This is a genomic window from Streptomyces sp. NPDC057136, assembly GCF_042670885.1.
Taxonomy (GTDB): domain Bacteria; phylum Actinomycetota; class Actinomycetes; order Streptomycetales; family Streptomycetaceae; genus Streptomyces.
On sequence record NZ_JBHUUV010000002.1, the window covers coordinates 312,071 to 324,009 of the forward strand.

The window sequence follows — 11,939 nt, forward strand, 5'->3', positions numbered from 1 at the left end:
ACGTTGTGTCGATGACCTGCATGAGGAAGGCAGCATGCCGATGACCCGGGTGCTGGTGGTGGAGGACGACCCGCCTCCGTCGTCGACCTGGCAGCGCGCCGTACCCACCAGGCCGCCCGGCTGCGGGCCGAGGCGGAGACCCTGTCCTTCCTCGCGGGCAGTGTGCTGCGTGGTGAGACCGGCCTGAACTCCCTGCTCGAACGCGTACGGGAGACCTTCGCGATGGACTCCGTGGCGCTCCTGGAGCGCCGGGACGAGGCCGAACCGTGGATCTGCACGGCAGGTGTCGGGCCCCGGCCGGCATCGTGCCCCGAGGACGCCGACGCGGACATGCCGGTCGGTGACCGTCTGACGCTCGCGCTGAGCGGCCGGGTCCTGCCGGCCGAAGACCGCCGCGTCCTGGGCGCGTTCGCCGCGCATGCCGCGGTGGTGCTCGACCGGCAGCGGCTGGTCGGCGAGGCGGAGGACGCCCGCAAAGTGGCAGAGGGCAACAAGATCCGCACGTCGCTCCTGGCCGCGGTCAGCCATGACCTGCGTACCCCGCTCGCCGGAATCAAGGCATCCGTCTCCTCCCTGCGCTCCGAGGACGTGGAGTGGTCGGAGGAGGACCGGGCCGAGCTGCTCGCGGGCATCGAGGGCGGTGCGGACCGCCTGGACCAGCTGGTCGGCAACCTGCTGGACGTTTCTCGCCTGGAGACCGGAACCGTCACACCGGTCGTCCGGGTGACCGACCTCGACGAGGTCGTCCCGATGGCGCTCGGCGGCGTACCGGAGGGCAGCGTGGAACTGGACATCCCGGAGACGCTGCCGATGGTCGCGGTCGACCGCGGTCTGCTGGAGCGCGCCGTCGCCAACATCGGCGAGAACGCGGTCAAGTACAGCCCCGGCGGCGAGGCGGTGCTCGTATCGGCGAGCACGATCGCCGACCGGGTCGAACTGCGCGTGGTGGACCGCGGTCCCGGTGTCCCCGACGAGGCAAAGGAGCGGATCTTCGGCGCGTTCCAGCGGTACGGAGACTCCCCGCGCGGCGCCGGCGTCGGCCTCGGACTGGCGGTCGCCCGCGGTTTCGTCGAGGCCATGGGAGGCACGGTGACCGCCGAGGACACCCCCGGCGTCGGCCTGACCATGGCGCTCACGCTGCGGATGGCGGACGGCCTTCCCCCGTCACGCCCCGACCTCCCGGCGAACGCCACGACGTAGCCGCCGACTGCCCGTCCCACCGGCACCGTGCCTACGCTTGATGTGGCGACGCCGCCCGAGGCGCCACCGGGAGGCGACCTCGATGAGACAACGCCATCACTTCCACATCGACCACGCGGGCCACTCGGTCAGCGCGACCGTCCAGACGGGCCACACGGTGGTGGTGGAGGTGCTCGTCGACGGCAAGGAGACCGGGTATGCCACCACACAGGGCGACCGCCCGGTCACCGTACACATCGAGCTGCCGACCGATCCGCCGACGACGGCGACGGTACGCGCGACACCGGGCCCCGGCATGCCCAGGTGCCTCTTCGAGGCTGAAGGGGCCCAGCCCCAGGTCATGTCGCCGCGTACCTACTGACGGGGACGGCAGACTCCCGACACCAGCCCGCGTTCAGCGCCGGTTCAGGTGCCGAGGGCCACAATCGGGCCATGCGAGTTCTGGTCATCGAGGACGAGGAGCGGTTCGCCGAAGGGCTGCGCAACGGCCTGGAGGCGGAGGGCTTCGCCGTCGACGTCGCACTCGACGGTACGGACGGCCTGTGGCGGGCACGCGAGAACCCGTACGACGCGATCGTCCTCGACATCATGCTGCCCGGCCTGAACGGCTACCGCGTCTGCGCGGCCCTGCGCGCCGAGGAAAACTGGACACCGATCCTGATGCTCACCGCCAAGGAAGGCGAGTGGGACGAGGTCGAGGGTCTGGACACCGGCGCCGACGACTATCTGACCAAGCCGTTCTCGTACGCCGTGCTGCTGGCCAGGCTGCGGGCGCTGCTGCGCCGCGACCCCCGCGAACGGCCCGCCGCGCTCACCGCCGGCGATCTGCGGCTCGACCCGGCGGCCAAGGAGGTCTCGCGCGGCGGGGTAAGGGTCGAACTCACCGCCCGCGAACTCGCGTTGCTCGAGTTTCTGCTGCGCAGGAGCGGCGAGACCGTGTCCAAGCGGGAGATCCTCGCGCATGTCTGGGACGACGACTTCGAGGGTGACCCGAACATCGTCGAGGTCTACGTCCGTCATCTGCGCAACAAGCTCGACCGGCCTTTCGGGCGCGCCGCGATCGAGACCGTGCGCGGCAGCGGATACCGGCTGGCTCCCGATGGGGGGTAGCGATGGCGTTTAGCCGTGGAGTGAGATTCCGGTCGACCGTTGCGGCCGTCCTCGTCGTCGCGGTGGGACTGCTCGCCGGAGCGGTGGCCCTGGTCGCGCTGTTGCGGGCCGAGCTGACCGATGACGTACGGCAGGCGGCGGGCACCCGCGCCGAACAGGTGGCTTCCGTCATCGAGTCGGGGCGCGGGGTGCCCTCACTGGCGGTGGCCGACCGGGACGAGCAGTTCATCCAGGTCCTGGACGCCGAGGGCAGGGTCGTCGCTTCCAGCGCGAACGTCGAGGAGCTGCCCGCGCTGGCCGCCCCGGACGGGGACTCCGAGTCCCGGATCACCACACCGCTGGACGAGGACGAGTTCCTGGTGGTGGCGGTCGCCGCCGACGGGCCGGACGGCCCCGAGAGCCGTAAGACGGTCCTGGTCGGGCGGGCGCTCATCGCCGTCGCCGAGTCCACCCAGATCGTCACCCGGCTGCTCCTGGTGGGGCTGCCGCTGCTCCTCGTCCTGGCGGCAGGGGCCACCTGGATGGCCGTCGGGCGGGCCCTGGCCCCGGTCACGGCGATCCGGACGGAGGTCGAGGCGATCTCATCGGCCGAACTGCACCGCCGGGTGCCGCTGCCGAGCGGCCGCGACGAGATCGCACGGCTCGCGGCCACCATGAACCGCATGCTGGACCGCCTCGAACGGTCCCAGACCGCCCAGCGACGCTTCATCTCGGACGCCTCGCACGAGCTGCGCTCCCCGGTCGCCTCCATCCGCCAGCACGCCGAGGTCGCGCTCGCCCACCCCGGGAGCACGACCCAGGAGCGGCTGGCCGGGACCGTACTCGCCGAGGATCTCCGCATCCAGCACCTGGTCGACGACCTGCTGCTCCTGGCCCGCGCCGACGAGGACGCGCTGCGCCCGCAGCTGCACCAGGTCGACCTGGACGACCTGGTCCTGGACGAGGCGCGACGGCTTCGCTCGGCGACGGCCGGGCTGCGGATCGGCACAACCGGCGTATCGGCCGCGCGGTTCGATGCGGACGCGCAGGGTCTGCGCCGGGTGCTGCGAAACCTGGGAGACAACGCTGCCCGGCACGCCGGCTCACAGGTGGCGTTCGATCTCGTCCAGGAGGAGGACGGCCGGATCGTGCTCGGGGTCGAGGACGACGGAACCGGGGTGCCGCCCGCCGACCGGGAGCGTGTCTTCGAGCGGTTCGTGCGCCTCGACGACGCGCGGGCCCGCGCCGGGGAAGGGACAGCCGGCAGCGGGCTGGGGCTGGCCATCGTCAAGGAACTGGTGGCAGCCCACGGCGGTACCACCACGGTTTCCGAGAGCTCCCTGGGCGGGGCCCGTTTCGAGGTGTCCTTCCCCCGCCCCTGAACGCGGATTCAGATTCATTCAGCGTCCCTTCAGCGCCCGGGTGGCAGCGTCCCGAATACGGCAGAGGGGGCAGTCATGAGGAGGCAGTCATGAGGAACCGGAAGCTGACAGCCGCGGCGAGCGTGGCCATGACCGCGGCACTCACGGCGGGCGCATGCAGCACAGGCGCCGTCGGCAAGGCACCGAAGGCCGGCACGACGGACTGCGTACAGATCGTGGACGAGGCCACCGGCAAGAAGACCGGGACCTGCCTGCCGCTCGCACCGGAGAAGGCCCGAGTCGACGTGTTCGAACCCGTGTTCTCGCACCCGACCTCCATCACCAACCCGCTGCACCCCAGCTCGGAGATCCAGCAGGTGATCTACGGAGGCCAGGTGGACGGCAAGCCGTTCCGTACCGAGTTCACGTTGCTGCCAGGCACGAAGCCCATCGCCCTGAACGGCGAGCAGGTGAAGGTGCGGACCCTTCAGTACATGGCGCTCTCCGACGGGCGGATCCAGGAGGTCGCACTCGACTGGTTCGCCCAGGCCGACGACGGATCGGTGTGGTACCTCGGCGAGGACGTCTTCAACTACGAGCACGGAGTGGTCGCCGACACCGGCGGCACATGGCTGGCCGGCAAGACCGGACCGGCCGCGATGATCATGCCCGCGCATCCGAAGGCCGGGGATGTCTACCGGCCCGAGAACACGCCGGAGGTCGTCTTCGAGGAGGTCACCGTCAAGAAGACCGGGCAGACGGTCTCCGGTCCGTACGGGCCCGTGAAGGGCGCGATCACGGTGGCCGAACTGCACATGGACGGCACCCGCGAGGACAAGGTCTTCGCTCCGGGTTACGGGGAGTTCTCCACCGGCAAGGCAGGTGCAGACCTGGAGGCGGTCGAACTGGCCGTTCCCACCGACGCCACTCCGGGCCCGGTACCACCAGAGCTGACCACCTTGTCGGACACCGTCCGCGCAGCACACAACCACGCAACCGACGCGTCGGTGCGGCAGGTCCGCCATGCCTGGAACACGTACCGGACGTCGGACCGTGTGCCGGACCTGCTCACGACACAGATGAACCGCGATCTGGGCGCACTCACCGCAGCCATCAAGGCACGCGACGCAGACCTGGTACGGGGTGCTGTGCTCCGGGTCGCACAGAACGACCTGGACCTGCACCTTCGCTACGAACCGCTCCCCACCGTGGAGGCGGCTCGCATGACCCTGTGGACGCAGCAGCTGCAACTGGACGCCACCGCAGCCGACGCGGGCGCCGTGGCCGGAGACGTCACCAGCCTCGAACTCACCTGGGACCGGGTGGAACCCGGCACGGAACCGTCAAAGGCGGCCCGGATCAACGCACAGTTGAGTGAACTGCGCAGTGCGGCGGACCACAAGGACACGGCCGCGGCAGCCGAGTCTGCACTCAGGCTCTCCGCAGCCCTGACCGGTCAGAACTGACAATCAGTTGTGCCCGAACTTCCGCTCCTTCTTGTGCGAGACGTGCTCCGCGATCGGGTGCATCGCCTCGGGTGCGGCCGAAGTCGGTGTCTGTTCCTTCGTCTCCGCAGCCGTGCTGCGTTCATGGCCGCCGGTGCGAGCACCGCGGTTCTGCCGACTCTGTTTCTTGCCCACGATCGTGCCTCCTGTCAGCGGATCCAGGACTATGGGTCACTATCAGATTCGCATATACGTACGAAAGCCGCATGTCGGGCAGCTGTCGAGGAGGTCGGCCTGGATGCGCGCGGCGACAGGTCACAACGCCTCCAGACAGGCGTACGCGATGGCGGCGTCCTGCTATCCGGGCGTGCGCTCCGTGGGGGCGAACGCGGAACCGTGGCCCGGCACGATGAGAGTCGGCGACAGGGCGAGGACGGCGGCGCGGGAGGCGTGCAGTGCTTCAGGGTCCGTGGCGTACGGATCTTCGACCGGCCGTCCGCGCTCCACCACAGGTGGGTGAGCACCACCAGACCCTCATCGGTGTCGGCGAGGGTGCTGATGTCCTCGGGCGTGTACCCCGGGGGACGCTCAGGGTTGCAGTCATGGCAACAGCGAAGCTTTTGGCCGGTGTTGTGTCCATGGGCGAGTTCGCGCACGCCTGTTTCGCGGAGATCGGCCGACAGCCATGCGCCTCACGCCTGACGTCTCATGCCTCATGCCTCCCTCGGGCCGAGGTCCGTGAGCGCGGCTCCCAACCGCCGTGCGCCCTCGGTCAGTTCGGAGTGATCGGCGGTCGCGGCGAAACCGATACGCAGGTGGGCCGCGGGCGGCTCGGTGGCGAAGTAGCGGCTGCCGGCGCTCACCGCGACGCCGCGTTGCCGGGCGGCGCCGACGAGGACGGTGTCGTCCACGCCGGACGGCAGGCGAACCCACAGGTGCAGTCCGCCCGTAGGCAGCCCGGCCAAGGTCGCGCCGGGGATCTCCTGGGCGACCGCGGCGGCCAGTACGGCGCACCGCTCCCGCAGCGCCGTACCGAGAGAGCGGACGTGCCGGTCCCAGGACGGGGAGCTGAGTACCTCCAGCGCTGCCTCCTGGAGCGGGCGCGTGACGAAGAAGTCATCGACCAGACGCACCGCCCGCATGCGCTCCATGACCGGTCCGCGGGCCACCAGCGCCCCGATCCGCAGGCTCGGTGCGGCGGGCTTGGTGAGCGAGGTGACGTGGACGACCGTGCCGTCGCGGTCATCGGCGACCAGCGGCCGCGGTGCGGCGCCGCCATGTCCCAGGTGCCGCGCGAAGTCGTCCTCGAGCACGAACGCGCCGGACGCGCGCGCCACATCGAGGATCTGGCGGCGCCGTTCGGGCGCCAGCACGGTGCCGGTGGGGTTCTGGAAGGTCGGCTGGCAGTACAGCAGGCGCGCGCCGGTCATCGCGAACGCGTCGGCCAGCATGTCGGGCCGCAGTCCGTCGGCATCGAGCGGAACAGGGACCGGCCGCAGCCCAGCGGCGCGAGCGGCGGCCAGGGCCCGGGGATAGGTGGGGGACTCCACCAGGACTGGGCTGCCGGGCCCGGCGATGGCCCGGAACGCGATCGACAGGGCGCTCTGCCCGCCGGCGGTGACCAGCACGTCCTGCGGTGCCACGCTGCCGCCGACGATCCGGGCGAACACGGTGCGCAGCGCCATCAGGCCGCCGGCCGGGGCGCGGTCCCAGGCGTCCGGGCGGCGCGCCGCCCGCGCAAGTGCCGCGCTCAGGGCCCGGGTCGGCTGGAGCGAGCGGTGCACATAGCCGCCGTCCATGTTGATTGTCCCGGCCGGTGGCGGTCCGAGCGGCTCGGCGATCAAGTGGGTGTCCACGGCGCGGTCGGTGAGGGCGACCGTCTGCCAGTCGGTATCCGTGTCGCTGTCGCAGGCTGCGTCGCGGAGCCGGTTGCGCTGCGCCACGTACGTACCGCTGCCCGGGCGGGTCACGACTGCGCCCTCGGCGGCCAGTGCGGCGATGGCCCGCGCCACGGTCGCAGGGCCGACCCGGTATTCCTTGATCAGCTCCCGGCTGCTCGGCAGCCGGTCGCCGGGGGACAGCCGGGAAAGCAGCGTACGGAGCCTGTCGGCCAACTCCCCAGAAGTGCTACTGTCATTCATGAGAGACAAGAATAGCGCTACTGGGTCTGGTCGGGAAGCACTTCAGCTGGACGTCGCCGCTCTGCGGGCCGACACCCCGGGGTGCCGGCAGGTCATCCACTTCAACAACGCGGGCTGTGGCCTGCTGGCAGCCCCGGTCCTCGACGCGATGGTCGGCCATCTGCACCTCGAGGCGCGGATCGGTGGCTACGAGGCGTCGGCCGCCCGAGCCGCCGAAGTCCGCGAGTTCTACACGGAGATCGCCGCCCTCATCAACACCACGCCCGACAACATTGCCTTCGCGGGCAGCGCCACCCACGCCTACGCCAACGCCCTGTCGTCGATCCCGTTCGAGGCCGACGACGTCATCCTCACCACCCGCGACGACTTCGTCTCCAACCAGATCGCCTTCCTGTCCTTGCGCAAGCGGTTCGGCGTACGCATCGTCCACGCGCCGGACATGCCCGAGGGCGGGGTCGATGTGGAGGCGATGGCCGCGCTGATGCGGACCCACCGCCCGCGCCTGGTGTCCGCCACCCATGTCCCCACCAACTCGGGACTCGTCTCGCCTGTCGCCGAAATCGGGCGCCATTGCCGCGAGTTGGACCTGCTCTACCTGGTCGACGCCTGTCAGTCGGTGGGCCAGTTCGTCATCGACGTGGAGGAGATCGGCTGCGACTTCCTCACTGCCACCTGCCGCAAGTTCCTCCGCGGCCCGCGCGGTTCCGGATTCCTGTACGTCTCCGATCGCGTCCTGCGCGCGGGCTACGAACCGCTGTTCATCGACATGCACGGAGCCCGCTGGACCGAGCCGGGCGGCTACGAGCCCGTAGCGACGGCGGCCCGGTTCGAGGAGTGGGAGTTCCCGTACGCCACAGTGCTCGGCAGCGCCGCCGCGGCGCGGTACGCCCGCCAGGTCGGTATCGACGCCATCGAGCAGCGCGTCCCGGCGCTCGCGGCCCGGCTGCGCGACCGGCTCGCACCGATCCCCGGGGTACGTGTGCTCGACCGCGGCCCGCGTCTTGCCGCACTCGTCACCTTCGAGGTGGCGGGTTGGCAGCCGCAACCGTTCAAGGCGGCCATGGATGCCCGCGGCATCAACTCGGCGCTCAGCTTCCGTGAGTTCGCACAGTTCGACTTCGGGGACAAGGGCGTCGACTGGTGCCTGCGCCTGTCGCCGAACTACTACAACACCGAGGAGGAGGTGGACCACGTCGCGGACGCGGTCGCGGACCTCGCCGGCAAGGGACGGCGATGACCGCCACACGGACACACACCCCGGAACCGTCCACGCAAAGCCTCTGGCACAACGGCGACTTCCTCAGATTCTGGTTCGGCGAGACGCTGTCGCTCCTCGGCACCCAGGTCACGAACCTTGCCCTGCCGCTGACCGCGATCCTCGCCTTCGACGCCAGCGACGAGCAGGTCGGTGTCCTGCGGTTCCTGCAGCTCGTCCCGTATCTCGGTCTCGCGCTGGTCTTCGGGGTGTGGGTGGACCGGGCCAGGCGGCGGCGGATCATGCTCGGCGCCAACCTCGTCCGGACGATCCTGCTGGCGCTCGTACCCGTCCTGTACTGGACGGACGCGCTGAGCCTGGTCGCGCTCCTTGTGATCGCCTGCGCCGTCGGCGTCGCCTCGGTGCTGTTCGACGTGAGCTGGATGGCGTACGTCCCCACTCTCGTACGAGACCCCAAGCACTACGTCGAAGCAGGCGCCAAGATGGGGATGAGCTCATCGGCGGCCGATGTGGCAGGGCCAGGACTCGCGGGCGTCCTGGTCGGCGCCCTGACCGCGCCCGTGGCGCTGATCGTCGACGCGTTCTCCTACCTGGTGTCCCTGATCTCGCTGCTGCTCATCCGCACCCCCGAGCCCCGTCCCGAACCGCCCGCCGCACGACGACACCTGCCGACGGAACTCCGGGACGGCTTGCGCTGGGTGCTGAAGAACCCCGTCCTCCGGTCGCTGGCCCTGATCGGGTTCTGCTGCAACTTCTCCATGATCACCGTATGGACGATGTTCCTGCTGTACGGAACACGGGACCTGCACCTGGGCCCGACGACCCTCGGCGGCATCTTCGCCACCGCCTCCGTGGGAGGCCTGATCGGCGCAGCGATCTCCCGCAGTGTCATCCGGCGCTTCCGGCTCGGCCTCGTCTACCTCGTGGCCCAGTCGGCCCTGCTCATCGGCCCGATGCTGATCGTTCTGGCCACCGGTCCCCGGCCGGTGATGGTGGGGATGTTCGTCCTTTCCTTCTTCACCACCTACCTCGGACTCGGCGTCGCCGGCGTCGTCATCGTCAGCCTGCGCCAGGCCAGTACCCCGCAGTCGATGATGGGCCGGATGACGGCGGTCTTCCGCACCCTGCTGTTCGGCGGCGGCGCACTGGGCGGCCTGTTCGCGGGCCTGCTGTCCGGCCGAATAGGCGCCCAGGGCGCATTGACCGTGGCAGCGATCGGATCCGCCGCGGTACTGATCGCACTCGCCCTGTCCCCGGTGAGCCGTCTCCGCGGCCTGCCGCAGATGCCGGAAGAGCCCGTCGCAGCGGCAGCGACTGCGCAGGCCGCGGGCTGAGACGGAGAACGCCGAAGGGCCCCACCGCGAACGGTGGGGCCCTTCGATCTGTCCTGCTATGTGGCTGTCGGGGTGGCGGGATTTGAACCCACGACCTCTTCGTCCCGAAGCAACTCTGGGGAGTGTTCGACCTTTGGTCCGACCCGCTGTGAGCTGCTGCGATCGTCCTCCGGTGTACGTGAGCGTCCGTCGCCATCCACCTGCGTTGTCACGCAGTTAGACACTCACCGGCGAGGACTCGTGTTCGGCCGTGGCGTGCGTTCAAAGAGCGCCGGCGTACCGCCACTTCTTCTTGCCCTGGGTCTTGCCGGGGATCTTTATGAGCTGGGGTTTTGCTGGTTAGAGGGGCACTCATAAGTGACTGAGCGGTCGTCATTGGTCGTCGTTGTCCGCTATCGAGCGGCCTCGGACGGCCCAGACAACGGCGGCCTGCGGTCCGCTCATCGGCCTACGAGCTGCTAGGCAACTCTCTTGCTCGTTGGCGTGCTTGGGCTCGTATCTCCTTCAGGTGAGTGTGAAACGTGTTGTGGCGGTTCTGGTCGAGGTTCAGCGGGAGGTCGAGCTGGGAGATGAGCTGTGACTCCAGGTCCCACGGTTCGCTCTGCTCGATCCAGCACACCCGCGCGTTGTCCGCCATCCACTGACCCAAAGTGGCTTCGCTATGCCGACATAGAGCAAACGTCCAGCGCCGAGGTCCGAGTGGGGCGTCTGCTCGAAGTGCCACCCATAGACCCCTGCCGCCGCTGGAACAGGGCTCGGACGCATCAGAACCTCCTGTGCCGACCACGACCGATCCGAGGTGGTGAGAGAGGTAGCTGCCATGAAGCCTCCAGATACGCCGCGACTGACGAGCGCAGGCTACGGGCCGGAACGGACAACCCAGCGGACCGCGGTTCACAACGCAACCTGTCCTCAGGGCCGCGGTGTTGCCGGCACATCCAACTGCGCGGGGATCAACTCAGACGACAATTCAGGCTATGTAGTGCCCAGTTGTCCGATAGTCTGGTTAGCGATCAGTCGCCGTCTCCCGCATTCGGGAGCTGACATGTGTCGCCGTCTCCCCCACTGGGGTGCTGACACACAAGGAGAAGCCTGTGTCCGGCAAGGACTACAGCTACGACATCCCGGACCACCCGATCAAGTACGTTCAGGTGGACCCGAGAACTATCAAGTTCGATTCCCGCGCTCAGCGCAACCTCAACAAGTCGCGCGCGCAGACCATCGCCGAGAAGCTGGTCCCCACCGCTCTCGGGACGCCGATCCTCTCGCAGCGTGTAGATGACCTGTATGCGGTGGACGGCATGCATCGTGTCTACGCCTGCCAGCTCATTCTGGCTGGAAAGGTCAAGGTCGCGGAGGTGGTCCGCGAGGCGATCCAGACCATTACCTGCGAGGTCCATTCCGACCTGTCAATGGCCCATGAGGCGTCCTTGTTCATCATCAAGAACAAGGAGTCCTCGAAGGTCGGCGCGAACGACGAGTTCAGGATCGGCGTGCTTGCCGGGCACCCGCTCTTCGTGGACACCAACACTGTCCTGGAGAAGCACCAGCTCAAGGTCGGTAGCCGTACCACCAACGGCGTGCGAGGCATCAAGGGAATCCTCGACATTGTCGCGGAGTATGGTCCCGAGACCTTGGACCAGTCACTCGCCATCGCCGAGGACGCTTGGGGTCGCACCCCGGACACCTGGCACTCTGTCACCATCGGCGGAATCGCCATAGTGATCTCCAGGCACCCCGATGTAGTGAAGCACAAGGAGTTGGCGCAGAAGCTTAAGCGCCAGGGCGACCCGATTGCCTTCAAGGGCAAGATTCAGATCATCGCGACCAACAACAACACCCGCGCCGACGGCACCAAGGGCCGTCTCAAGGCTGCCCACCTGTCGGTCGCTTCCGCCTGGAACGGTAGCCGCCGCGTCAACCGCATCCCCGTCCCGAACATCTTCGAGTAGCCCCGACACAGGGTGCCCCGCCTCCCCACCTGAGGGGGGCGGGGCACCGCAGCATCTGGGAGTGCTGGCCCAGCTAGACCCGGCGGCGGTTTGTACGGCGGGGTGCGCCTGCGGGAACCGGTGGGCCGGGATCGGTCATCGACAGCCATACCGGCCGATACATGGCTTCAGGGGAGACACTGCTGGCGGTGGCGGTTGCTG

Annotated in this window: 11 protein-coding genes and 1 pseudogene; 8 read left to right on the forward strand and 4 right to left on the reverse strand. The window is 69.1% G+C overall.

All coding sequences use genetic code 11. From position 1 onward, the window contains the following. Positions 1 to 72: 72 nt before the first annotated feature. From ACFT7S_RS03955 to ACFT7S_RS03975, 5 genes and pseudogenes are all read left to right on the forward strand, one after another. Positions 73 to 1,200 (forward strand): annotated as a pseudogene (locus ACFT7S_RS03955) (sensor histidine kinase); the annotation flags it as partial. Between the two features lie 82 nt (positions 1,201 to 1,282). Then, entirely contained in the window at positions 1,283 to 1,561 is a 279-nt protein-coding gene (locus ACFT7S_RS03960) for a hypothetical protein (protein WP_382726568.1), read from the forward strand. A gap of 71 nt (positions 1,562 to 1,632) precedes the next feature. Beyond that, positions 1,633 to 2,310 carry a response regulator transcription factor gene (locus ACFT7S_RS03965; protein ID WP_382726571.1) on the forward strand — a complete coding sequence of 226 codons (678 nt, stop codon included), beginning with the start codon at positions 1,633 to 1,635 and terminating at the stop codon, positions 2,308 to 2,310. Positions 2,311 to 2,312: 2 nt separating this feature from the next. After that, positions 2,313 to 3,671 (forward strand): ATP-binding protein, encoded by a 1,359-nt coding sequence (locus ACFT7S_RS03970; protein ID WP_382726573.1) that lies wholly within the window; start codon positions 2,313 to 2,315, stop codon positions 3,669 to 3,671. Positions 3,672 to 3,760: 89 nt separating this feature from the next. After that, positions 3,761 to 5,116, forward strand: coding sequence for a hypothetical protein (locus ACFT7S_RS03975; protein ID WP_382726575.1), 1,356 nt, complete (start codon positions 3,761 to 3,763; stop codon positions 5,114 to 5,116). A 3-nt stretch (positions 5,117 to 5,119) separates the two neighbouring features. Here the strand turns inward: ACFT7S_RS03975 and ACFT7S_RS03980 are convergent, their stop codons facing one another. The 3 genes from ACFT7S_RS03980 to ACFT7S_RS03990 form a co-directional block, all read right to left on the reverse strand. After that, complete coding sequence (locus ACFT7S_RS03980) at positions 5,120 to 5,290, reverse strand: hypothetical protein (RefSeq protein WP_382726578.1); 171 nt, start codon at positions 5,288 to 5,290, stop codon at positions 5,120 to 5,122. A gap of 162 nt (positions 5,291 to 5,452) precedes the next feature. Further along, the gene (locus ACFT7S_RS03985; protein WP_382726580.1) at positions 5,453 to 5,602 is read right to left on the reverse strand and encodes a hypothetical protein; all 150 of its coding nucleotides are present in this window, start codon (positions 5,600 to 5,602) and stop codon (positions 5,453 to 5,455) included. Positions 5,603 to 5,808: 206 nt separating this feature from the next. After that, positions 5,809 to 7,236, reverse strand: a complete 1,428-nt coding sequence (locus tag ACFT7S_RS03990; RefSeq protein ID WP_382726582.1) for a PLP-dependent aminotransferase family protein — start codon at positions 7,234 to 7,236, stop codon at positions 5,809 to 5,811. Between ACFT7S_RS03990 and ACFT7S_RS03995 the strand changes: the two genes are divergently transcribed. Both ACFT7S_RS03995 and ACFT7S_RS04000 read left to right on the forward strand, forming a co-directional pair. Next, on the forward strand, positions 7,235 to 8,473 hold the full coding sequence (locus ACFT7S_RS03995; RefSeq protein ID WP_382726584.1) for an aminotransferase class V-fold PLP-dependent enzyme: 1,239 nt from the start codon (positions 7,235 to 7,237) through the stop codon (positions 8,471 to 8,473). The genes ACFT7S_RS03990 and ACFT7S_RS03995 overlap by 2 nt on opposite strands. Then, positions 8,470 to 9,786: an MFS transporter gene (locus tag ACFT7S_RS04000; RefSeq protein ID WP_382726586.1), complete on the forward strand. Its 1,317-nt coding sequence runs from the start codon at positions 8,470 to 8,472 to the stop codon at positions 9,784 to 9,786. Before ACFT7S_RS03995 ends, ACFT7S_RS04000 begins: the two co-directional genes overlap by 4 nt. A gap of 448 nt (positions 9,787 to 10,234) precedes the next feature. On the opposite strand, the gene ACFT7S_RS04005 is transcribed toward ACFT7S_RS04000, so the two are convergent. Further along, the gene (locus ACFT7S_RS04005) at positions 10,235 to 10,423 is read right to left on the reverse strand and encodes a GIY-YIG nuclease family protein (protein WP_382726588.1); all 189 of its coding nucleotides are present in this window, start codon (positions 10,421 to 10,423) and stop codon (positions 10,235 to 10,237) included. Between the two features lie 457 nt (positions 10,424 to 10,880). On the opposite strand from ACFT7S_RS04005, the gene ACFT7S_RS04010 reads away from it, so the two are divergent. After that, positions 10,881 to 11,738, forward strand: a complete 858-nt coding sequence (locus ACFT7S_RS04010; RefSeq protein WP_382726590.1) for a DUF6551 family protein — start codon at positions 10,881 to 10,883, stop codon at positions 11,736 to 11,738. The last annotated feature ends 201 nt before the right edge of the window (positions 11,739 to 11,939 follow it).